The sequence below is a fragment of the Flexivirga lutea genome, assembly GCF_054778955.1.
The window spans coordinates 1,218,099-1,241,485 of the sequence record NZ_BAAGZB010000001.1 but is presented as its reverse complement, the minus strand read 5'-3'; the positions used below and the strand labels follow the sequence as shown (position 1 = coordinate 1,241,485).

Sequence of the window (23,387 nt, the reverse complement as noted above, 5' to 3'; positions counted from 1 at the left end):
GTCGTGCACGCGCCGAAACATTAGCCGATCGCGCGCCGGGAATCCAAACGGGGCTCCTCCGGCGCGGTGTCCTCTCCCGCGTCGGTTTCGGGTACGGCGCGCACCCTGCGCCGCTCGGCCAGATCGAGCCGCGTCACCGGCAGTTTGAGGCGGCCGGTCTCCGGCTCGACGGTCTGCTCCTTGAGCCTGGTCACACCGTCCCCGATCCACTCGATCGCCCGCTCGCGCACCGGCGTGCGCTCCGGAGCCCGCCACAATCTGACGGAGGCGGCGTTGAGGGCCGCGCCGATCAGCACGGCAATGCCGAGGAAGTACAACCACGTCATCACCACGATGGCTGCCGCCAGCGGTCCATAGATGCTGGCACTGTGGTCGCCGACCGAGCGGCCGAGGAACCACCGCAACATCATCGAGGCGAGCACCCAGATCGCGAGGGTCAGCACGCCGCCGGGCAGATGCCGCAACCACGGCAGTCGGCCGGGCGTGGCGATGTGGAAGAACGTCGCGAGTGTCAGGATCGTCAGGCCGCCCACGAGCGGCCAGTAGAAGACCATCAGGAAGCGCAGGCCGGGTGGCAGCCAGCCGCTGAGGATGTCCGGCCCGATGACGATCAGCGGCACCACGAGCGCGCCGAAGATCAGTCCGCCGAAATACAGCGACAGACTCAGCAGGCGGGCCGGCACGATCCCCCGGTGGCCGCCGTGGCCGTACATGATCGAGACGGTGTCGAGCATGACGTTGAGGGCCCGGGATCCGGACCACAGCGACAGCAGGAAGCCGACCGACACCACGTCGGGGCGGCCGGCGCTCAGCGCGGAGTTGATGGTCGGCATGATGACGTCGCGCAGGCTCTGCTCGGTGAGGAAGCCGGACGCGTAGTGCTCGATGTTGGCCGTGACCTGACTCACGATGTCCGGTCCGAGCCAGTGCCCGAGGTAGCCGACCGCACCCAGCAACCCGAAGATCAGCGGCGGCAGGGAGAGCAGCGCGAAGAAGCCGGCTTCGGCGGCCAGCCCGGTGACCCGGTGTTTCATGCACACCCGGAACGTGCCGGCGGCCAGCCTGGCCAGGCCCAACAGACCTGGCACCCGGGACAATTCGCGTCGCAGAGTGTCCTTCACACCCATCGGCACGTCCCGGGCCGCGCGGTCTCACCGATCACTTGACCCAAGGTAGCCGTGTCGGACCGGAATCCCGTGGACCACAATGCCCTTTATGGAAATTTGGCCGGGCAAGCCCTACCCCCTCGGTGCCACGTATGACGGCGCCGGCGTCAACTTCGCGCTCTTCTCCGAGATCGCCGACGGTGTCGAGTTGTGTCTGATCAGCGAGACCGGTGAAGAAACCCGAGTAGCCCTGACGGAGGTCGACGGCCACGTGTGGCACGGGTACCTGCCCGGCATACAGGACGGACAGCGCTACGGATACCGCGTGCACGGACCGCACAACCCGTCCGAGGGGCACCGGTGCAATCCGGCCAAGTTGCTGCTCGACCCCTATGCCAAGGCGTTCGACGGTCAGGTCGACGGGGACGAGTCGCTGTTCAGCTACCGGTTCGAGGACCCGCAGGCCTACAACGAGGACGACTCGCTGGGACACACGATGCTGTCCGTGGTCATCAACCCGTTCTTCGACTGGGGTGACGACCGGCCGCCGCGACACGAATACCACGACAGCGTCATCTACGAGACCCATGTCAAGGGCCTGACGATGACCCATCCGGAGGTGCCGGAGGAGATCCGGGGCACGTATGCCGCCCTGGCCCACCCGGCGATCATCGATCACCTCACCGACCTCGGCGTGACCGCCGTGGAACTGTTGCCGGTGCACCAGTTCGTCCAGGACAGCAGTCTGGTGGACAAGGGACTGCGCAACTACTGGGGCTACAACACCATCGGCTTCCTCGCGCCGCACAACGAATACGCCGGATCCGGCACCGACGGACAGCAGGTCAGTGAGTTCAAGGCGATGGTCCGGGCGCTGCACGAGGCGGACATCGAGGTGATCCTCGACGTGGTCTACAACCACACCGCCGAGGGCAACGAGCTGGGCCCGACCATCGCGTTCCGAGGCATCGACAACGCCGCGTACTACCGCCTGGTCGACGACGACAAGACGCACTACTACGACACGACCGGCACCGGGAACAGCCTGCTGATGCGCAACCCGCACGTGCTGCAGCTGATCATGGACTCGCTGCGCTACTGGGTGCAGGAGATGCACGTCGACGGCTTCCGCTTCGACCTGGCGGCGACGCTCGCCCGGCAGTTCCACGAGGTCGACAAGCTCTCGGCGTTCTTCGACATCATCCAGCAGGATCCGGTGATCTCCCAGGTCAAGCTGATCGCGGAGCCGTGGGACCTCGGCGACGGCGGCTACCAGGTGGGCAACTTCCCCCCGTTGTGGACCGAGTGGAACGGCAAGTACCGCGACTCGGTGCGCGACTTCTGGCGCGGCGAACCGTCCGCATTGGCCGAGTTCGCCTCCCGGCTGAGCGGCTCCAGCGACCTCTACGCGCACTCCGGGCGCCGGCCCATCGCCTCGATCAACTTCGTCACCGCGCACGACGGTTTCACCCTGCGCGATCTGGTGTCCTACAACGAGAAGCACAACGAGGCCAACGGCGAGGACAACAACGACGGGGAGAGCCACAACCGCTCCTGGAACTGCGGGACCGAAGGACCGACCGACGACCCCGAGATCAACCGACTGCGTCTGCGTCAGCAACGCAACTTCATCGCGACGCTGCTGTTCAGCCAGGGCGTGCCGATGCTCGCGCACGGCGACGAGGTCGGCCGCACCCAGCGCGGCAACAACAACACCTACTGCCAGGACAACGAAATCTCCTGGATCGATTGGGAACTCGACGACGACGAGCAGTCACTGCTGGACTTCACCCGCAGGGTCATCGCACTGCGGGCCGAGCACCCGACCTTCCGGCGGCGGCGCTTCTTCGACGGCGACGCCCATCAGGCGGGCGCCGGCGACCACGGCGACATCGCGTGGTACTCCCCCACCGGTGAGGAGATGAACGACCTCGACTGGCGCAACGGCTACGCCCGCACGCTGATGGTCTTCCTCAACGGCCGAGCGATCAGCGCACCGGACGAACGCGGCCGAGAGGTGCTCGACGATCACTTCCTGCTGCTGTTCAACGGTCACTCCGAGCCGGTCGAGTTCACCGTCCCCGCCGAGTTGTATGACGGCACGTGGCACATCGCGTTGAGCACGGCCGGCGACGAGACCGACCAGGACGCGACCTTCGAGCCGGGCGCGAGCCTGGACATCCCGAGCCGGTCGATGTTGCTCCTGCAGGCGGAGGGCACCGACTGAGCGACGGGCTGGTCAGGTGGCGGCCAGGCGTCGCTGCTGCTCGGCGACGTCGAAGTCCGGCCTGGGCCAGTGCAGATCCAGACCGCGCAGTCCTTCCAGCAGCAGCTGCTGGACGGCCAGTCGGGCATACCACTTGTGGTCGGCCGGAACGGCATACCAAGGGTTCTGCTCGGTGGAGGTCTTGTCGAAGACGGCCTGATAGGCCTGCTGGTAGTCGTCCCATCGTTCCCGCTCGTCGATGTCACCGGGGTTGAACTTCCAGTACTTGTCCGGCCGGTCGAGGCGCTCCTGCAGGCGGGCCTTCTGCTCGCCGGAGGAGATGTGCAGCATCACCTTGATCAGGTGGATGCCCCTGTCGTTGGCCGAGCGCTCGAAGCTGTTGATCTGGTCGTAGCGGCGGCGCCAGGTCGCCGGTGGCACCAGGTCATGCACGCGCACCACCAGCACGTCCTCGTAGTGGGACCTGTCGAAGACCCCGATGTAGCCGGGCCGCGGCAGCTCGCGGCGGATGCGCCACAGGAACGGGTGGCGCCGTTCCTCGGCGGACGGTGCCTTGAAGGCGTGCAGCCGCACACCCTGCGGGTCCACCGTGCCCACGACGTGCCGCATGACGCCGCCCTTGCCGGAGGTGTCCATGCCCTGCACGACCAGCAGGATCGCGGGCCCGTCGCCGTCCCGGCCGCCGGCGTAGAGCCGCTCCTGCAGATCGTCGATCTCGTCGCGCGCCGCGTCCATCGCCTTCTCGGCGTCCTTCTTCTTGCGCGAGAAGCCAGGCGTGGCAGCGGGATCCAGGTCGGCGAGCCGGAACCCGGGGCCGACCTGCAGCACACTGCCGAACGAGTCGTCCGCCTGCTCGGGCTTCTTCGCGCCGTGCTTCTTCTTCGCCATGCTGCATGATGGCACAGCGGGCGGTCGCTCAGCCCGAGCAGAATTCCGCGACCAGGCCTTCCCACCGGTCCGGGTCGACGTTCCACTCGCGGCAGTGTCGCGCGACGTCCCAGGTCTGCAGACACACCAGGTCCGGGCGCGCCGCCGCCAATGCCGCGGACGGCGCGTAGGGCACGAATTCGTCGACCGCGGAGTGGATCACGAGCATCGGCCGGCTCAGCTCGTCGGCGCGCCGGACCCAGTCGGTGAGCCGCACGTCGACCGGCTCGTCCAGTCCGGCGGCCCGGGCGCGCAGCGGCCCGCGCATCAACCGGGCGCCCACCCGGGGGATCAGCCGGGGCAGCCGGTGCGCACCGGCGTGGAAGTCGAGCACCGGCGCCCAGGACACCACCGGGGAGTCGAGGACGACCCGACTGACCAGGTCGGCGGTCCACGACCGGTCCAGCAGTTGCAGCACCGTGGCACCGCCCATCGACCAGCCGAACAGCTGTACGTCGCGGGCGCCGTGCGCAGCGGCATACAGGACGGCGGCTTCGACATCGGCCCACTCGGTGAGGCCCAGGTGGTAGCGGTGATCGCTCGACGGTGGCACGCCGAAGTCGTTGCGGTAGTTGGGTATGACGCTGCTGACACCCAGTTCGTGCAGCACCGGCACCGCGCGTAGCGCCTCGCTGCGCAGGGCTCCGCGGCCGTGCACCAACACGGCCCAGCGGTCGCTGCCGGCGACCCGGTCCACCCAGGCGGGCATCGGACCGACCGGTGTGTCCAGCTCGATGTCCTTCAGCGCCACCGGCAAGGAGGTCGCCGGCGGGCCGCAGAAGTAATAGCCGTTGAAGCGGACCTGCCCGGCCCGCAACTCACCGAAGTCCGTGCCGTCGAGCCGACGGGTGACCCGGTCACCGGTCACGTCGAGCACCTCACCGATGCGTGCGTGTGTCTCGAATGCGTGTTGCCACACGCCGTACCGGCCGGGTGCGACGGACTCTTCGGTGGCCGCCAACACGACGTGGTCGGCACCGACGGCGAGCAGTGGCACGTCGTCCACCGGCACGACCGGCGTGACCAACTGCCGTGCGAAGTAGCTGGAGATGCCCACCGTTCCCCCGCCCACCGCGGCGGTGACACCGGTCGTCACGCCGGCGGCCGGCGCGATGGCCCGGCGGAGCACAGTGCTGTCCATGACGTCATCGTCGCAGCCGACGGGCACAATGGCCGGATGGACATGCCGCTGGAGTTGCCCATCACCCCCATGCTCGCCAAGGCGACGACGTCCATGCCGGCCGCGGACAGTGTCGAGGGCGGGTTCCTCTACGAGCCGAAGTGGGACGGCTTTCGCTGCATCGTGCTCAAGGACGGTGACGAGGTGGAGCTGGCCTCCCGCGGGTCCAAGCCGCTGACCCGCTACTTCCCGGAGCTGGTCACCGCCGTGCGTGAGCAGCTGCCCGACCGGTGCGCCTTGGACGGTGAGGTGGTGGTGCGCGCCGGCGAAAGGGGTTCTGCCCGGCTCAATTTCGAAGCGCTCAGTCAACGCATCCACCCGGCGGAGTCGCGGGTGCGCAAGCTCGCCGAGGAGACGCCGGCCGAGGTGATCTTCTTCGACGCCCTTGTCGTCGACGGCAGATCGTTGCTGGATCAGCCCTTCGAGGAACGTCGCGATGCGCTCGTGGCGGTGATGCGCTCGGTGGGTGCGCCCTTCCACCTGACCCGGGTCACCGACGACCCGGCGGTCGCGCAGCACTGGTTCCGCAGGTTCGAGGGCGCGGGCCTCGACGGTGTGGTGGCGAAGGCGAAGCTCGCGCCATACCAGCCGGGCAAGCGGACGATGCTCAAGATCAAGCACACCCGCACCGCCGACGCGGTGCTCGTCGGCTACCGGATCCACAAGAGCGGCAAGGGTGTCGGTTCCCTGTTGCTGGGGCTGTATGACGACGACGGCACGCTGCGCAACGTCGGCGGCATCGTGTCCTTCACGGCCAAGCGCCGCCTCGAACTGATCGACGAACTGCAGCCACTGGTGGTGCGTGACGACGACGGCGACGCGGTGCACGGAGAGACCGATCGCTCCCGCTTCAGCAGCAACAAGGACGTGTCGTTTGTCCGGCTGCGGCCCGAGCGGGTGGTCGAGGTGAAGTTCGACCAGTTGGAGGGCCGGCGTTTCCGGCACGGGGTCGGATTCGTGCGCTGGCGACCCGATCGCGAGCCCGAGTCGTGCCTGCTGTCCCAGGTCGACCGGGCTCCGGCATACGACCTGGACGACGTGCTGACGACCCTCGAATGACGCACGTCGACTGACGTCCAACGATCGGCGACGGGCAACCGTCGCCACTCACGCACGCCCCGGGCGCCGTAACCCGTGCACAACCGGCAACCGTCGCCACTCACGCACGCCGCAGGCTACTTCTCGATCCGGTTACCGTCCGCGTCCCAGTGCTCGGCCACCCTCTTCGACGGCTGCACACGCGGTGGCTCGCCGGGCATCTTGGGATAGTCCGGCGGGAAGTTGAGCTCGCCGCCGGGCAGCGTCTCCCACAGCTGCAGCAACGGCTCGAGGGAGTATGCCGTGTCGTTCATGTCCGCCCACGGGTCACCCTCGGCCAGCAGCTCGGGCACCGTCACCAGATTGAAGTCGCGCGGATCCGAGACCTCGGCCAACTGCGACCAGGACATCGGCGTGCTCACCGGTGCACCAGGACGGGCGCGCAGGGACCACGCCGAGGCGATGGTCCGGTCCCGGTTGTTCTGATTGAAGTCCACGAAGATCCGCTTCCCCCGCTCCTCCTTCCACCAACTGGTCGTCACCCCGCCGTCGCGCCGCTCCAGCTCGCGACCGAACCCGATGGCAGCGTGCCGCAATTCCTCGAAGCTCCATCGTGGTTCGACGCGCACATAGATGTGCACGCCGCGGTTGCCGCTCGTCTTGGGGAAGCCCCGCAACCCCAGCTCCTCCAGCAATTCGCGAGCGACCGCGGCGACCCGCTGCGCGTCGGCGAAACCGGTGCCGGGCTGCGGGTCCAGGTCGATCCGCAGCTCGTCCGGCTGGTCGACGTCCGGGCGACGCACCGGCCACGGGTGGAACGTCAGGGTGCCCATGTGTGCCGCCCACACCAGCGACGCCGGCTCGGTCGGGCACAACTCCTGTGCGGTGCGTCCGCTGGGGAACGTCACGGCGACCGTCTCGACGTAGTCGGGCGCTCCCCGCGGCAGGCGCTTCTGATAGAAACCGTCGCCGTCGTCGCCATACCCGGTGGACAGCCGCATGCCCTCCCGGTAGCCGCTCGGCCAGCGCTCCATCGCGGTGGGCCGCTCGCCGACCGCGCGCATCAATGCCTCGCCGACCGTCGCGAAGTACTCGCACACCTGCAGCTTGCTGATCGCCGGCGTGCGGTCCGTGGCGTCGTAGATCACCCGGTCGGGACTGGACACGCGCACTTCGCGGTCACCCACGGCGACCTGTGCCGCTGGAGTCTTGGCCATGGGACCAACCTACGGGCGATTTCGCCCCGAGTTCAGCAGGTCGTCACCGCGCAACGCCCCACCGCACCATGCCGAGTCCTACAGTCACTGGGACGCGGCGCGATCGCGCCGTCTCGCATCACCCCTGGAAGGTCCCCATGCCACAACTCCCCTTGCGCACGCGCGTCACCCGCGTACGACTCGTCACCCTCCTCGCCGCGTCCGCCCTGGCGGTCGGCGGCTCCGCGAGCCTGGCCGTCACCCCGGCACACGCGGCCTCCGACTCCGTGGTCATCTCCGCCGTCTACGGCGGCGGCGGCAACAGCGGCGCGCCCTACCAGAACGACTACATCGAGCTCTACAACCGCAGCTCGAACCCGGTCGACCTGTCCGGCTGGACGCTCACCTACTACTCCGCCGGCGGCAACAGCGGCGGCACAACGACCCTCAGCGGCTCGGTCGCGGCAGGGGGCCACTTCCTCGTCCAGGAGGGCGCCGGCACCGGCTCCGCCCCCGCTCTGCCGGCACCGGACGCCAGCGGCACCCTGAACATGTCCGCGTCCAACGGCAGCGTCGTGCTCCGTCAGGGCGGTGCCACCGTCGACACCGTCGGGTACGGCGCCGTCACCTCGTCGTATGTCGAGGGCTCGAACGCGCCAGCGATGTCCAACAAGCTGGCGGACTCCCGCAAGACCGGCTGCACGGACACCGACGACAACTCCCAGGACTTCGTCGCCGCGGATCCTGATCCCCTGAACTCCACGGCACCGGCGGGTGTGTGCGGCACCGACGGCAACACCCAGCCGCCACCCACCGGCACGTCCTCGAGCATCGAGCAGATCCAGGGCACCGGCTTCGAGTCGCCGCTCACCGGGCAGCAGGTCAAGGACGTGCGCGGCATCGTCACCGCTGTCAATGGCAGCGCCGGCTTCTGGATCCAGTCGGCGACCCCGGACGACGACCCGCGCACCAGCGAGGGTCTCTACGTGTTCGGCGGAGCCGGCATGGTCAAGGTCGGTGACGCCGTCACGGTCGCCGGCAAGGTGTCCGAGTACCGGCCCGGGGGCGTGTCCAACGGCAACCTGACGACCACCGAGCTCGGCTCACCGAACATCCAGGTCACCAGCTCGGGCAACCCGCTGCCCGAGGCGATCGAGATCGGCTCGACCGGGCACGTCCCGCCGGCACAGGTCGTCGAACAGGGCACGCCGGGCAACGTCGAGCAGGCTGGACTCACCCTCGACCCGGCGATGAACGCCCTCGACTTCTGGGAGTCGTTGGAGGGCATGCGGATCCAGGAGACCGACGCCAAGGCCGTCGGCCCGACCGCCACGTCGTACGGCGAGACCCCCATCGTTCCGGCGAACACCACCGACGTCACATGGACCCCCGACGGCGGCGTGCTCTACCGCAGCTACGACACGCCCAACGCGATGCGACTGATCCTGTCCGATGCCTTGCTGCCCAAGGGTTCGATCGCCCCGGCCAACACCGGCGACAGCTACGCCGGCGTCACCGCCGGCGTCCTGGACTACAACTTCGGCAACTTCACCCTGATGGCGACCGAGGCCGGCCAGCGGCAGTCCGGCGGCACCACCCGCGACGTCGTCGAACCCGCCGGCAAGAGGCAGGCGGCGGTCGCCACCTTCAACGTGGAGAACCTCGCGCCGAGCGACCCGCAGCGCAAGTTCGACCGCCTGGCGGGCCAGATCGTCACCAACCTGGCGTCCCCGGACATCCTGGCCATCGAGGAGATCCAGGACAACACGGGCGCCACCGACGACGGCACGGTGGACTCCACCGCGACCACGGACAAGCTGATCGCCGCGATCAGGGCCGCCGGCGGGCCGTCATACCAGGCGAAGTGGATCAACCCGGTCAACGACCAGGACGGCGGCCAGCCGGGCGGCAACATCCGGTCGGTCTTCCTCTACCGCAGCGACCGCGGTATGACGTTCGTCGACAAGCCCGGTGGCACGTCGACCAACTCGGTCGCGGTCACCGGGAAGGGGCCGTGGGCGTCGATCAACTACTCCCCCGGCCGGATCGACCCGACGAACTCGGCGTGGGAGGACTCCCGCAAGCCGCTCGTCGGCGAGTTCCTGTGGTGGGGCAAGCCGCTGTTCGTCGTCGCGAACCACTTCAACTCCAAGGGCGGCGACGACGGCATCATGGGCCGCTACCAGCCGCCGCAGCGCTCCTCGGAGGTGCAGCGACACGCCCAGGCAACCGCCGTTCGCGGTTTCATCGACGACCTGCTCGCGGCGAACAAGCACGCGAACATCGTCGTTCTGGGTGACCTGAACGACTTCAACTTCAGCCAGACCGCGGCCATCCTCAAGGGGTCGGGCAGGACCGCGATGACGGACCTGATCGACACCCTGCCGCCGAACGAGCGCTACACCTACGACTACCAGGGCAACAGTCAGGTGTTGGACCAGATCGTGGTGAGCCCGGCGCTGACCACGAAGTACGACTATCAGGTCGTGCACACCAATTCGCAGTTCTACGACCAGGACTCCGACCACGACCCGCAGGTCGTGAAACTGGCAGTGCATTGATGACGCCGGTCGGGTAGGGCGAGGATCGCGCCCGTACCGAGACCAGCGGCCGCCCGGGAACGTCCCGGGCGGCCGCGTTGTTGTGCACTACGACAGGACTTCCACGACGGAAAGGACGCCCCCGTGAGCGACCAGTCGGCATACCAGGTGAGCAAGACCGACGAGGAGTGGCGGGCGGAGCTGTCGCCGGCCGAATACGCCGTGCTGCGGGAGGCGGCCACCGAGCGCCCCTTCACCGGCGAATACAACGACACCGAGACCGAGGGCGTCTATCACTGCCGCGCGTGTGGTGCCGAACTCTTCCGCAGCACGACGAAGTTCCACAGCCACTGCGGCTGGCCGTCCTTCTACGCGCCGTCCGAGGACGACAACGTCGAGCTGATCTCCGATCGGTCGATGGGGATGGTCCGCACCGAAGTCCGTTGCGCCAGCTGCGGATCGCACCTGGGCCACGTCTTCGAGGGCGAGGGCTATCCGACGCCGACCGATCAGCGTTACTGCATCAACTCGGTGTCGTTGAAGCTCGCGCCGACCACCGGGAGCGACTGACCGGTAACCTGGCGGGCCGTCGCCGCGCCTCCTCGACAGCGCCCCGAACGGGTGCCACGCTGGGCCGATTCGGCACAGGAGGAAAGCCATGGCGACGGACCGTCCCACCCCGATCCCCAGGACCACCGGGATCTTTCGACGCAAACCGATCGAGGCCGCCGAGGACAGCGGCCTGGAGCGCACCGTCGGTCTCTGGCAACTGACTGCCATCGGCCTCGGCGCCATCATCGGCGCCGGCATCTTCGCGCTCGCCGGCACAGTCGCCAAACACGATGCCGGGCCGGCCGTCTCGATCTCGTTCATCATCGCCGGCATCGCCAGTGCGTGCGCCGCGCTGTCGTATGCCGAGTTCGGCGGGCTGATACCGCGGGCCGGTTCGGCATACACCTATGGGTATGCCGTGCTCGGCGAGGCCGTCGGCTGGTTCATCGGCTGGGACCTGCTGCTGGAATACACCGCGATCGTGGCTGTCGTCGCGATCGGCGTCTCGCAGTATTTCAGTTTCCTGCTCGATGCGATCGGCATCCATCTGCCGGCCTGGATGCTGGGCGCTCCGGGCACCGGTCCGGGCCACCACATCGATCTTTTCGCGGTGCTGCTGTGTCTCGGGGTCGCCTGGTTGCTCAACCGTGGCATGCGCACCAGCGCCAAGGTCGAGACCTGGCTGGTCTTCGTCAAGATCGCGATCGTGCTCGCAGTCATCGTCGTGGGCTTCTTCTACGTCAAGTCGGACAATCTCTCGCCCTACCTGCCCTACGGCATGTCCGGTGTCGCGACCGGCGCGGCGACCGTCTTCTTCGCGGTCTTCGGGTATGACGCGATGAGCACCGCCGCGGAGGAAGCCAAGGACGCCGAGCGCAATCTGCCCAAGGCGATCATCCTGTCGCTCGCCATCGCCATGGTGCTCTACCTGCTGGCCGCCACCGTGCTGACCGGCATGGTGGACTACACGCACCTGTCCGACAGCGCCGCCTTCGCCGAGGCGTTCAACGGGGTCGGGCTGACGGTCTTCGCCAAGATCGTCGCGCTCGGTGCGATCGTCGGCATCATCACCGTGCTCTACTCCTTCACCCTCGGCGCCTCGCGGGTGTGGTTCGCGATCAGCCGGGACGGCCTGCTGCCGGCCTGGTTCGCCCAGACCAACAAGCACCAGTCGCCGCACCGTCCGACCTGGATCATCGGCGTCGTCGCGGCCGCCATCGCCGGGTTCGTCAAGATCGGCGAGGCCGCGGAACTCACCAACATCGGCATCCTGCTCGCCTTCGTCGTCGTCTCCGCGGCGGTGATCGTGCTGCGCTACCGCTCACCCGACCTGCCGCGCACCTTCCGGACGCCCTTCATGCCGATCACCCCGCTGCTCGGCATCGGGTTCTCGATCTGGCTGGTCACCAAGCTCAGCGAGGCGACCTGGATCCGCTTCGCCGTCTGGTTCGTCCTCGGCGCGATCGTCTACGCGGCCTACGGCTATCGGCACAGCAAGGTCGGTCAGGGCGAAGCCGTCCAGACCGACGACGGGTAGGCCTACCGCAAGCGGCGTGCCAGGTCCCCGATCGGGGTGAGCGGTCCGGTGAAGAACGGGATCTCGACGCGGGTGTGCATCCGGGCCTCGGCGGCGCGCAAGTCGCGCATCAGGTCGACGATGCGGTGCAGCTCGCCGGCCTCGAAGGCCAGGATCCACTCGTAGTCACCCAGGGCGAACGCCGGCACGGTGTTGGCCCGCACGTCCGGGTAGCCGCGCGCGAGCAGACCGTGGTCCTTGAGCATCGTGCGACGCTCGGCGTCGGGCAACAGGTACCACTCGTAGGAACGCACGAACGGGTAGACGCACACGTACTTCTTCGGCTCGGGGTCGACCAGGAAGTCCGGCACGTGCGACTTGTTGAACTCCGCCGGACGGTGCACCGCGACGTTGGACCAGACCGGATCGAAGCTGCGGCCCAGCTCGGTCAACTGGAAGCGGTGGTAGGCGTCCTGCAGCGGCTCGATGTCGGCGCTGTGCCACCAGATCAGCAGGTCGGCGTCGGCGCGCAGGCCGCCCACGTCGTACGTCCCGCGGACCACGACGTCCTGGGACTCCAGCTCCTTGAGGAACTGCTCGGCCTCGGCGATCGCGCCCTCCCGGTCGTCCGGCAACGCGCGGGTCGCCTTGAACGCGGAATACATCGTGTAGCGGATGGTGTCGTTGATCTCGTTGATCGCCTTGGCACCGGGTCGCAGTCGCTGGTCGTCGCTCATGGCCTCATTGTCCCTCGGTCGGTCAGCGCCCGCCGAGGTGGGTGAGCACCGCACCGGCCGCCTTCCGGCCGGTCCCGATGCACGCCGGTATGCCGACCCCGTCGTATGCCGCACCGGCAACCTCGAGGCCGGCCAACGGCTCCAGCGCGGCCCACACTGCCGCGACGCGGTCCACATGGCCGACCGCGTACTGCGGCAGTGCCCCTCCCCATCGCTGCACGTGCGCGGCAACCGGTCGCGGAACGTCGCCGCCGAGCGCCGCCCGCAGGTCCGCCATACCGGCGGCAGCCAGCTCGGCATCGCTCTTGTGCAGGTCGGCCTCCTCGCCGTGCCGCCCGATCGAAACCCGCACGAACCTGACCTCCGGCGCCGCTTCCGTCAACCATGGCCACTTGCTGGAACTGAACGTCGAGGCCTTGATCCGGCGACCGTCGACCGGTGGCACCAGGAAGCCGGAACTGCCTGCGAACACACCGGATTCGTCGGTGGCGAAGGCGTAGGTCACGATCGCCATCGATGCGTACTCGATCTGGCCGAGCGTGTGTGAGGCGTCCGGGGCAACGCCGTCGAGCAACCGTGAGGTCGCCCGTGCCGGCGTTGCGAGGACCACCCCGTCGGCATCGAGGAACTCCGGGGACCGCGTCTCCCCCACGGTGATCCGCCACCGGCTGCCCACGTGTGCGACGTCCCGCACGGTGGCCCCGGTGCGCACCGTGACACCACGGTCGAGCAGGAGCCGCACCAGGTGTTTGGGCAGTGAACCGATCCCGCCGCGCAGGCCGGCGAAGACGGGTGTGGGTGGTTCGGCGGTGACCGGTCGAGCGCTCGCCGCACGAGCCGCCTCCGTCAGCGCGCGTCCGTGCCGGGCGGCGGTCAGCAGCGCCGGCGCCGCGGCCGCCGCCGAGAGCCGGCGGGCATGGCCGGCGTACACCCCGCCGAGCAGCGGTTCGACCAGCCGGTCGACCACCGCCGGCCCCAGCGCGGCCTCCACCAGCTCCCCCACCGACAGGTCACCGTCCGGCCGCACGAGCTGTTCAGCACGCGCCCGGTCCAATTCGTCGTCCGTCAGCAGTGCGCGCAACGAGTCGGCGTCGGCGGGTACGCCGAGCATCGTGCCGCGGGGCATCGACCGCAGCCGGCCCCGGGTCCAGATCGAGGCGGGCACCGGCGCAGGGTGCACAGCGGCGACATCGAGATCGGCCAGCAACTCCAGGGCCTCCGGTCGGCGGGCCAGCATGGATTCGGCGCCGACGTCGACCTGGTGACCGGAGATCGTCGCCAGCCGGAGCTTGCCGCCGATCTGCGGGGACCCTTCCAGAACCACCACTTCGTGTGAGGAAGCAGCTGCTTCCAGGGCAGCGGCCAGACCACTGATCCCTGCGCCGACGATGACGATACGAGCCATGCCATCAGCTTCTCACCCGCGCGACCCATGAGCGTAGGAGCACCCGGCCGCTGTCCGAAAACCGTTCAGTCCAAGCAGAATTCGCGACTCATGCGCGCACCCTGTCAGTGCGAGCGGACAGCTCCGGTCTGCATACCGACCTCGGACCACGCCTCGGCGATCGCGTCCGCCGCTCGCCGCAGGGTCATCTCGTCCAGCGCGTACGGCGTGCGGATCCACCGCTCCAGCCCCCGCCCGTCGACTGCGAAGAGCGACCCCGGAGCCAGCAGCACGCCGCGGCGTTCGGCCGCCGTGACCAGTGCGGTCGAGCTCTCGGTCGGCAGGTGCCACCACAGGCTGAGACCGCCTGCCGGGGCGTCCACTTGCCAGCCCGGGCAGCGCTCGGCAAGGCCGAGCAGCACGCGGCGCGAGTCCGTGATGCGCTGCCGCGACTCCGCGCTCAGCTCCCGCTGGGTCCGCAACAGCCGCGCCACCACGAGCTGCTCCAGCACCGGCGCGCCCAGATCCATCGACAGCCGAGCCCGCGCGATCGCTCCGCTGAGCGCGTGTGGCGCGCGGATCCAGCCGATCCGCAGGCCGCCCCAGAAGGTCTTCGACGCGCTGCCGACCGTGACACAGTCCGGTGCGTGGCCGGCCATCGGACGGGCATCGATCGGGCGATCCAGCCAGATGTCGGACATCGTCTCGTCGACCACTCCGGTCACCCCGGACGATCGCCACTTGCGCGCGATGCGGGCGCGTTCCTCGTCGGACCACACCGCACCGGTCGGATTGTGAAAATCGGGCATTGCCACCATCATTCGCACACCCGAGCGTCGTATGACGCCCGCGACGTCGTCGATCGCCTCGGTGACCAGCGGCGCGCCGACGACCCGCGCGCCGGCGTGCTGCAGCGCGCGCAGCGAGTTCGGATAGGTCGGGCTCTCCACCACCACCGGATCCGCCCGGTGCAGCGTCGCCCGGAAGATCGCGGCCAGCCCGGCCAAGGCGCCGGTCGTCACGATGATCTGGTCCGGATCGGTCGGCACACCGCGCTCGGCGTATCGGGTCGCGATCGCCTCCCGCAGCTCCGGCACTCCGAGCGGGAAGTAACCGGCGCCGGCGATGAAGGACGGCATCCGTTCGACCGCCCATTCGTACGCGCGATTCAGACCGGGCGTCGCCGCCGGGGCCGCGCAGGTCAGGTCGATCACGTCCTCGCCGGACGGCTGCAGCGCGGAGAGCTCGAGCGGCTCGCCGCCACCGGCGACCGGCCCGCCCGGAACCTGCACGACGGTGCCCGACCCGCGCACGGCGGACGCATAACCGCGCTCGCGCAGCACGCCGTACGCCCGGGTGACCGTGGTGCGGCTGACGCCCAGGGCCGTGACCAGTTCGCGCTCGCTGGGCAGCCGGGTGCCGTGCAGCAGGCGACCGTCGGCGACCAGCCGGCGGATGCCGTCGGCCAGCCAGCCGTACGCCGGCGCTCCCGCCACCCGCGGGCCGAGCAGCACGGACAGGCGGCGGGCCGACACACGGGTCTCCATGGGCCCATAATCCCCGCAGTGGCATCGTCAGGCAAGGCCACCTTGTTCCTCGGTCGGCCCGGTCACGCCACTTGCCGACAAGTGGCTCTTCTTCTGCGGGCCACTCGTCGGCCATGCTGGACGGCATGCAGCCGACCCTCGCCGCGCTCACGCCCCGCGAACAACTGCGCGCCGGACGCCTGCCCAGCCGGCTGGTCCGTCTCTTTGCCGGCCTCACGCTGTACGGCTTGGCCATGGCGCTGTTCGTGCGTGCCGGACTCGGCCTCGACCCGTGGGACGTCTTCCACTACGGCGTCGCCCAACACCTCGGCCTCGACCTCGGCACCACCGTCATCCTGGTGAGCATCCCGGTCCTGCTGTTGTGGGTCCCGCTGCGGCAGTGGCCGGGCTTCGGCACCATCGCCAACGCCATCTGGATCGGCATCGCCACCAACGTCGCACTGGCGATCATCCCGACGCAACACGCGTTGCCGGCGCGGATCGTGATGCTGCCGATCGCCCTGGTGATCAACGCGATCGGCGGTGCCCTCTACATCGGCAGCCAGCTCGGTCCCGGCCCCCGGGACGGCCTGATGACCGGCCTGCACCTGCGCACCGGACTGAGCCTGCGCCTGGTGCGCACGTCACTCGAACTCACCGTGCTGGTCGTCGGGTGGCTGCTCGGCGGCGTCGTGGGCATCGGCACCGTGCTCTACGCGGTGTCGATCGGCCCGCTCGTGCAGTTCTTCCTGCGGCACCTGGTCGTGCCGTTGGACGAGCCGGTCAGGACGTCGAGTTCGACGCAGCGCCCGACACCGAGTGCACCAACTCCACCACCCGCGTCAACGCGTCCGGATCGGTGCTCGGCAACACCCCGTGGCCGAGGTTGAAGATGTGGCCGCGGGCGGCCTTGCCCTGCTCCAGGATCTCCCGGACCTTCGCCTCCAGCGGCTCCCAGGGCGCGAACAGCAGTGCTGGGTCGAGGTTGCCCTGCAGGCTGTATGACGGCCCGACCCGCCGGGCCGCCTCGTCCAGCGGCACCCGGAAGTCCACGCCGACCACCTCGGCGCCCGCCTCGCCCATCGCGGCCAGCAGCTCACCGGTGCCGACACCGAAGTGGATGCGCGGCACGTCGAGGTCCGCGACGGTAGCCAGCGCAGCGGCCGAGTGCGGCTGCACGAAGCGTCGGTAGTCGGCCAACGACAACGCTCCGACCCACGAGTCGAAGAGTTGTACGGCGCTCGCGCCGGCCGCGGCCTGCACCCGCAGGAACGTGCCGGAGATGCGAGCGAGCTTGGCACACAACGCGTTCCAGGTGTCGGGAGCGCCGTACATCAGCGCCTTGGTGTGCTCGTGGTTCTTGGACGGACCACCCTCGACGAGGTAACTGGCCAGGGTGAACGGCGCGCCGGCGAAACCGATCAGCGGTGTCCCGCCCAGCTCGGCGGTCGACAGACGCACCGCCTCCGCGATGTCCTGCACCTGGTCCGGCCTCAGCTCCGGCAACGCCTCGACGTCCGCCGCCGTACGCACCGGGCGCGCCACGACCGGACCGGTCCCCGGCACGATGTCGACATCGACACCGGCCGCTGCGAGCGGGACCACGATGTCGCTGAAGAAGACAGCCGCATCGACGCCGTGACGCCGCACCGGCTGCAGGGTGATCTCACAGACCAGCTCCGGCGTCCGGCACGCCTGGAGCATCGGCACGTCCGCCCGGACCTGGCGGTACTCGGGCAGCGATCGCCCCGCCTGGCGCATGAACCAGACCGGGGTGTGTGTCGTCGGCAGGCCGCGGGCGGCGCGCACCAGCGCGCTGTCGCGGGGGTCGGGAGCAGCAGTCACGCGCACGATCCTCGCACGGACCCGCAGCGCGCACGCCGGCACGGCGACCCGCCGGACCGAGATGCAGCAATCGAAGGGATGTACGACCTAGGCTGGCAGACGTGGGAAACCAAGACCTTGGCGGCGCGACGGCACCGGACTTTCAGGCGGCGGTTCGCGACCTGCAGAGCGTGCGTTTGCGGCCGGAGATCAGCCTGACCGAAGTGCCTGCCCCGAGGCGGATCGCCCCCTACTCGCTGGCCATGACCGCCGATGTCTGCAGCACCGTCCACCCCGACGACGCCAAGCTGGCGACCGGCCGTTTCGTGGTGCTGCACGACCCGGATTTCCCTGAGCCCTGGGAGGGTTCGTGGCGCCTGGTCACCTATGCGCGAGCCGAGCTCGAGGCCGAGACCGGTGCTGATCCACTCCTCGGCCAGGTCGGCTGGAGCTGGCTGCTGGACTCGCTGCGCGAGGCCGGAGCCGAGTTCCGCGCCGAAGCCGGCACGGTCACCCGCGTGCTGTCCGAGGGCTTCGGTTCGCTCGCCGAGGACGGCGGCAGCGTCGAGCTGGAAATTCGTGCGTCGTGGACACCGGCCGGACACGACCTGGGCACCCACCTGGCCGCCTGGACCAACCTCCTGTCGACCGTCGCCGGTCTGCCTCCGCTGCCCGAGGGCGTCGTCGCCCTGCCGGGGCAGCGCCGATGAGCGAGCGAAGCAAGCGACCTATCGGACTCAGGGCGAAGCGCGACTCCCGACGAAGGAGGGGGACGCGGTGAGCGCCGACCGAGGCGAGCATCCGAGCGAGGCGGCGGGGTCCCCACGAAGTATTCGGGGGAGCGAAGCGGAGGAGGAACTTCGTGGGGTGCCGCGAGTGCGGCCCGCAGCCGAGGGACGCGGCACGACAGAAGGATTGAGCGCGACGGAGGGTACGACGGACACCCCGGACGAAACGCCGGCATACCCGGTCCTCGCGGCGCCCGCCGACGGCATACCCGAGGTGATCGCCGACGAGCGCGGACTGCAGCGTGCCGCCGATGCCGTGGCTGCCGGGCACGGCCCCGTGGCGCTGGACGCCGAACGCGCCGCGGGATACCGCTACGGCAATCGCGCCTATCTGGTGCAGCTGCGCCGGGAGGGCGCCGGCACGTTCCTGCTGGACCCGGCCGCGCTGCCCGACCTGTCGCCGATGCAGGACGCGATCGGTGCCGCCGAATGGGTGCTGCACGCCGCCACTCAGGACCTGCCGTGTCTGGCCGAGGTCGGACTGCACCCACACGCGCTGTTCGACACCGAGCTCGGCTCGCGCCTGGCCGGCCTGCCGCGCGTCGGCCTGGCCGCCGTGATCGAGCACTACCTGGGCATCTCCCTGGCCAAGGAGCACTCCGCGGTCGACTGGTCGACGCGTCCGCTGCCGGAGCCGTGGCTCAACTACGCAGCCCTGGACGTCGAGGTGCTGGTCGCGGTGCGCGACAGGTTGCGTGAGGACCTCCAGCGGCAGGGCAAGCTCGACTGGGCGCTGCAGGACTTCGCCGCGCTCACCTCGTTCACCGGGCCCCCGCCGCGCACCGACCCGTGGCGTCGCACGTCGGGCATGCATCGCATCCGGGACAAGCGGGCGATCGCGCGGGTCCGTGAGCTGTGGCTGGTCCGTGACGCCATCGCGCAGGAGCAGGACATCGCGCCCGGGCGGATACTGCCGGACGCGATGATCGTCGAGCTGGCCAATGCCGCACCACGCACCGCCGAGGCGCTGCAGCAGGTCGGGTCGTCCCTGCGCACCTCGTCGCGCAGCCGCGCCCGGGCCGCCGGCCGCGGCACCGCCCGGTACGCCGCCCGCTGGCTCGATGCGATCGCGCGGGTGGCGGCGATGAGCGAGGCCGAGCTGCCGCCGGCGACCGTGCGCAGCGATGCGCCTCCCCCGCAGCGCACCTGGCCGGACCGCAACCCGCAGGCGGCTGCCCGACTGAACTTCGTGCGTGAGCGGCTGGGCGAGTTCTCCGAGCAGCACGACGTGCCGCTGGAGAACCTCATCACGCCGGACACTCTGCGCCGCGTGTTGTGGACTCCCCCGGATCCGTTGACCGACAGCAGCATTCGGCAGAAGCTCGCCGAGCTCGGCGCCCGGCCGTGGCAGGTCGACGTCGTGGCGCCATACATCCTGGCAGCGCCGAGCGGGCCCCCTGTTACTGACGAGTAACAAGTCCCGTAGAGTCGGAGACGTCAACTCGTCCCACTCTCGGGAGGCACCGTGCCCCGCACGCTTTCTGAGGTCGTCTTCGTCGACGGCGTTCGCACGCCGTTCGGCAAGGCCGGGGAGAAGGGCATGTACGCCCAGACCCGCGCCGACGACCTGGTCATCAAATGCATTCGTGAACTTCTCCGCCGCCAGCCCGACCTGGACCCGGCGAAGGTCGAGGAGGTCGCCATCGCGGCGACCACCCAGATCGGCGACCAGGGCCTAACGCTCGGTCGCGTCGCCGGTTTGCTCGCCGGCCTGCCCACCTCGACGCCCGGCTACTCCATCGACCGCATGTGCGCGGGCGCGATGACCGCCGTGACGAACACCGCGTCCAGCATCGCCTTCGGCGCCTACGACATCGCCATCGCCGGCGGCGTGGAGCACATGGGCCGGCACCCGATGGGTGAGGGCGTGGACCCCAACCCGCGGATCATCGCCGAGAAACTGGTCGACCCGTCGGCGCTGGTCATGGGCGAGACCGCCGAGAACCTGCACGACCGCTTCCCGCAGATCACCAAGGAACGCTGCGACGCGTTCGCAGTGGGCAGCCAGGAGAAGCTGGCCCAGGCGTATGCCGACGGGAAGATCCAGCCCGACCTGGTGCCCGTCGCGACGCGGCACGCCGAGAAGGGTTGGGGCCTGGCCACCACCGACGAGCCGCCGCGGCCGGGCACGACCGTCGCGGATCTGGCCCAGCTGAAGACGCCGTTCCGTCCGCACGGCAACGTCACTGCGGGCAACGCGGCCGGTCTCAACGACGGCGCGACCGCGTGTCTGCTGGCGTCCGAGCGCGCCGCCACCGAGCTCGGCCTGCCGGTCGGGATGCGGCTGGTCAACTACGCCTTCGTCGGTGTCGAGCCGGAGGTCATGGGCGTCGGACCGGTGCCGGCCACTGAGAAGGCGCTGGACCACGCGGGCCTGGACATCAGCGACCTCGGGCTCTTCGAGCTCAATGAGGCCTTCGCCGTCCAGGTGCTGGCGTTCCTCGACCACTTCGGCATCGCCGACGACGACGAGCGCGTCAACCTGTATGGCGGTGCGATCGCCACCGGTCACCCGCTCGCCTCCTCCGGCGTGCGGCTGATGACGCAGCTGTCCCGTCAGTTCGCCGAGCACCCGGAGGTCCGTTACGGACTGACCGCGATGTGCATCGGCATCGGCATGGGCGGCGCCGTCATCTGGGAGAACCCGCACCACCAGGACTACGTCAGCAGCGTGGACTCGAACACGTCGGAAGGAGCCGCGTGATGACCGACACACAGACACTCCCCCAGGTGGACGAGGTCGTCACGCACGCCCACCTCCAGGACGTCCAGCTACCGGGCGGCGCAGGCACTTTCGCGCTGATCACCCTGGACAACGGCTTCGACCACACCAAGCCCAACTCGTTCGGACCCGCCGGGCTGGCCGAGCTGGGCGAGGTCCTCGACACCGTCGCCGACCGCGCCCATCGCGGCGAGATCGTCGGTGCGGGCATCACCGGCAAGCCGTTCATCTTCGCGGTGGGAGCCGACATCACCGGCATCCCGTCGATCACCGATCGCGACCAGGCCTTGCAGATCGCCCGCGCGGGCCACGACACGTTCAGCAAGATCACCGCCCTGCCGGTGCCGACCTTCGCCTTCATCAACGGCGCGTCCATGGGTGGCGGGGTCGAGATCGCGTTGTATGCCGACTACCGCACCATCTCCTCCGACGTGCCCGCCTACGCGACCCCCGAGTGCTTCCTGGGGCTCGTGCCCGGCTGGGGCGGCACCTACCTCGTGCCGCACCTGATCGGCACCGAGAAGGCCGCTCAGCTGGTCATCAAGAACCCGCTGTCCCAGAACCGGATGATCAAGGGAAAGAACGCCTTCGAGCTCGGTCTGGCCGATCGTCTGCTGGAGCCGGTCACCTTCCTGGAGGACTCGCTGGCCTTCGCCGCCCGCGTCATCACCGGCGAGGAGACCGTCGAACGCACCTCTGTGGACACGTCCGAGGAGGCGTGGAACGGCGCGCTGGACAAGGCGCGCGCCGAGGCCGATGCCAAGACCGGGAAGGCGGCGCCGGCGCCATACCGGGCGATCGAGCTGATGCGCGCAGCGCGTACGGCGTCGCGGGAGGAGGCCTTCGAGGCCGAGAACCAGGCACTGGCCGACCTGATCATGACCGATGAGCTGCGCGCCGGGCTGTACGCGTTCAACCTGGTGCAGAAGCGCGCCAAGCGGCCGGCGGGTGCCCCGGACAAGTCGCTGGCCCGCAAGGTGACCAAGGTCGGCATCGTCGGCGCCGGCCTGATGGCCAGCCAGATGGCGCTGCTGTTCGCGCGCAAGCTGAAGGTGCCGGTGCTGCTCACCGACCTGGACCAGGAACGCGTCGAGAAGGGCGTGGCCTACACGCACGGCGAGATCGACAAGCTGCTCGCCAAGGGCCGCCTGTCCGCCGACGGCGCCAACCGGCTCAAGGCGCTGGTGTCGGGATCCACCGGCAAGGACGGTTTCGCGGACGCCGACTTCGTGATCGAGGCGGTCTTCGAGGAGATGTCGGTCAAGAAGAAGGTCTTCGCCGAGGTGGAGGCCGTCGTGTCACCGGAGTGCGTGCTCGCGACCAACACGTCCTCGCTGGACATCACCGAGATGGCGTCGGAGCTGACGCACCCGGAGCGAGTGGTGGGCTTCCACTTCTTCAACCCGGTCGCGGTCATGCCGCTGCTGGAGATCATCCGCGGCGACCAGACCGACGACGCCACGCTCGCAACAGCGTTCGCCACCTCCCGGGGCCTCGGCAAGACCAGCATCCTGGTCAAGAACTCCCCGTCGTTCGTGGTCAACCGGCTGCTCGGCCGCTTCATGGGCGACGCCGGCAGGATCGTGGACGAGGGCACCCCCATCGAGGTCGTCGAGCAGGCGTTCGCCGGGCTCACCCCGATGCCACCGTTCATGCTGATCAGCTTGGTCGGGCCGGCCATCGCGTTGCACAACAGCGAGACGCTGGCCGCCGCGTTTCCGGACCGGTTCTACGTCTCGCCCAACCTGGCCGCGGTGGTCGAGGCCAAGATCGGCAGCTTCTACGGCAGCGACGGGGCGATCGACAGCACGGTGCTGGAGCTGTTCGAGGCGCCGGCCTCGCCGGTGGAGCTCACGTCCGAGCAGGTCCGCGAGCGGGCCTTGTCGTCCCTCGCCGACGAGGTGCGACGGATGCTGGACGAAGGCGTCGTCCAGGCGCCCGAGGACATCGACCTGGCGATGATCACCGGAGCCGGCTTCCCGTTCTGGAACGGCGGCGTCACCCCGCTGCTGGACCGCACCGGGATCAGTGAGAAGGTGACCGGCCGCCGGTTCCTCGAGCCGGGGGTGGCCTCGGTCCGGTCCACGGACTGACCCGCGTCATACCACGGGACGTCGTAGATCG

General features: G+C 69.4%; 18 protein-coding genes. 10 read left to right on the top strand and 8 right to left on the bottom strand.

All coding sequences use genetic code 11. The features are described 5' to 3' along the window. Positions 1-20: 20 nt before the first annotated feature. A complete protein-coding gene (locus tag ACYVBN_RS05765) occupies positions 21-1,121 on the bottom strand; it encodes a YihY/virulence factor BrkB family protein (RefSeq protein ID WP_440283050.1) in 1,101 nt (366 codons plus the stop codon). A gap of 94 nt (positions 1,122-1,215) precedes the next feature. Here ACYVBN_RS05765 and glgX point away from each other — a divergent pair, with 94 nt between their 5' ends. Then, entirely contained in the window at positions 1,216-3,333 is a 2,118-nt protein-coding gene (glgX, locus tag ACYVBN_RS05760) for a glycogen debranching protein (protein WP_460599667.1), read from the top strand. 12 nt (positions 3,334-3,345) lie between these two features. On the opposite strand, the gene ACYVBN_RS05755 is transcribed toward glgX, so the two are convergent. Further along, the gene (locus tag ACYVBN_RS05755) at positions 3,346-4,221 is read right to left on the bottom strand and encodes a polyphosphate kinase 2 family protein (RefSeq protein ID WP_460599666.1); all 876 of its coding nucleotides are present in this window, start codon (positions 4,219-4,221) and stop codon (positions 3,346-3,348) included. A 28-nt stretch (positions 4,222-4,249) separates the two neighbouring features. Continuing rightward, positions 4,250-5,401: an alpha/beta hydrolase family protein gene (locus ACYVBN_RS05750; RefSeq protein ID WP_460599665.1), complete on the bottom strand. Its 1,152-nt coding sequence runs from the start codon at positions 5,399-5,401 to the stop codon at positions 4,250-4,252. 36 nt (positions 5,402-5,437) lie between these two features. Here ACYVBN_RS05750 and ACYVBN_RS05745 point away from each other — a divergent pair, with 36 nt between their 5' ends. Further along, positions 5,438-6,499, top strand: coding sequence for an ATP-dependent DNA ligase (locus tag ACYVBN_RS05745; protein ID WP_460599664.1), 1,062 nt, complete (start codon positions 5,438-5,440; stop codon positions 6,497-6,499). A gap of 116 nt (positions 6,500-6,615) precedes the next feature. Here the strand turns inward: ACYVBN_RS05745 and ACYVBN_RS05740 are convergent, their stop codons facing one another. Further along, positions 6,616-7,695 carry a DNA polymerase domain-containing protein gene (locus tag ACYVBN_RS05740; RefSeq protein ID WP_460599663.1) on the bottom strand — a complete coding sequence of 360 codons (1,080 nt, stop codon included), beginning with the start codon at positions 7,693-7,695 and terminating at the stop codon, positions 6,616-6,618. Positions 7,696-7,832: 137 nt separating this feature from the next. Between ACYVBN_RS05740 and ACYVBN_RS05735 the strand changes: the two genes are divergently transcribed. The 3 genes from ACYVBN_RS05735 (at position 7,833) to ACYVBN_RS05725 (ending at position 12,303) form a co-directional block, all read left to right on the top strand. Further along, entirely contained in the window at positions 7,833-10,235 is a 2,403-nt protein-coding gene (locus ACYVBN_RS05735) for a lamin tail domain-containing protein (RefSeq protein ID WP_460599662.1), read from the top strand. A gap of 123 nt (positions 10,236-10,358) precedes the next feature. Next, positions 10,359-10,784, top strand: coding sequence for a peptide-methionine (R)-S-oxide reductase MsrB (msrB, locus tag ACYVBN_RS05730; RefSeq protein ID WP_440283042.1), 426 nt, complete (start codon positions 10,359-10,361; stop codon positions 10,782-10,784). A gap of 88 nt (positions 10,785-10,872) precedes the next feature. Then, positions 10,873-12,303 (top strand): amino acid permease, encoded by a 1,431-nt coding sequence (locus ACYVBN_RS05725; protein ID WP_440283041.1) that lies wholly within the window; start codon positions 10,873-10,875, stop codon positions 12,301-12,303. Positions 12,304-12,305: 2 nt separating this feature from the next. On the opposite strand, the gene hemQ is transcribed toward ACYVBN_RS05725, so the two are convergent. The 3 genes from hemQ to yczR all read right to left on the bottom strand — a co-directional run bounded on the left by hemQ (position 12,306) and on the right by yczR (position 15,950). After that, positions 12,306-13,019: a chlorite dismutase family protein gene (gene hemQ, locus ACYVBN_RS05720; RefSeq protein WP_460599661.1), complete on the bottom strand. Its 714-nt coding sequence runs from the start codon at positions 13,017-13,019 to the stop codon at positions 12,306-12,308. Between the two features lie 22 nt (positions 13,020-13,041). Beyond that, the gene (gene hemG / locus ACYVBN_RS05715) at positions 13,042-14,424 is read right to left on the bottom strand and encodes a protoporphyrinogen/coproporphyrinogen oxidase (RefSeq protein WP_460599660.1); all 1,383 of its coding nucleotides are present in this window, start codon (positions 14,422-14,424) and stop codon (positions 13,042-13,044) included. Positions 14,425-14,528: 104 nt separating this feature from the next. Further along, complete coding sequence (yczR, locus tag ACYVBN_RS05710; RefSeq protein ID WP_460599659.1) at positions 14,529-15,950, bottom strand: aminotransferase-like domain-containing protein; 1,422 nt, start codon at positions 15,948-15,950, stop codon at positions 14,529-14,531. A gap of 125 nt (positions 15,951-16,075) precedes the next feature. On the opposite strand from yczR, the gene yczE reads away from it, so the two are divergent. Beyond that, on the top strand, positions 16,076-16,819 hold the full coding sequence (gene yczE / locus ACYVBN_RS05705) for a membrane protein YczE (RefSeq protein ID WP_440283037.1): 744 nt from the start codon (positions 16,076-16,078) through the stop codon (positions 16,817-16,819). Here the strand turns inward: yczE and hemE are convergent. Then, positions 16,713-17,780, bottom strand: coding sequence for a uroporphyrinogen decarboxylase (hemE, locus tag ACYVBN_RS05700; protein WP_460599658.1), 1,068 nt, complete (start codon positions 17,778-17,780; stop codon positions 16,713-16,715). The two genes, yczE and hemE, sit on opposite strands and share 107 nt — an antisense overlap. Before the next feature lie 95 nt (positions 17,781-17,875). On the opposite strand from hemE, the gene ACYVBN_RS05695 reads away from it, so the two are divergent. The 4 genes from ACYVBN_RS05695 to ACYVBN_RS05680 all read left to right on the top strand — a co-directional run bounded on the left by ACYVBN_RS05695 (position 17,876) and on the right by ACYVBN_RS05680 (position 23,356). Beyond that, positions 17,876-18,463 carry a DUF3000 domain-containing protein gene (locus tag ACYVBN_RS05695; protein WP_460599657.1) on the top strand — a complete coding sequence of 196 codons (588 nt, stop codon included), beginning with the start codon at positions 17,876-17,878 and terminating at the stop codon, positions 18,461-18,463. A gap of 205 nt (positions 18,464-18,668) precedes the next feature. Continuing rightward, on the top strand, positions 18,669-19,955 hold the full coding sequence (locus ACYVBN_RS05690; RefSeq protein WP_460599656.1) for an HRDC domain-containing protein: 1,287 nt from the start codon (positions 18,669-18,671) through the stop codon (positions 19,953-19,955). 51 nt (positions 19,956-20,006) lie between these two features. After that, complete coding sequence (locus ACYVBN_RS05685) at positions 20,007-21,245, top strand: thiolase family protein (RefSeq protein ID WP_460599655.1); 1,239 nt, start codon at positions 20,007-20,009, stop codon at positions 21,243-21,245. Continuing rightward, a complete protein-coding gene (locus ACYVBN_RS05680; RefSeq protein WP_460599654.1) occupies positions 21,245-23,356 on the top strand; it encodes a fatty acid beta-oxidation multifunctional protein in 2,112 nt (703 codons plus the stop codon). Before ACYVBN_RS05685 ends, ACYVBN_RS05680 begins: the two co-directional genes overlap by 1 nt. Positions 23,357-23,387: the final 31 nt, after the last annotated feature.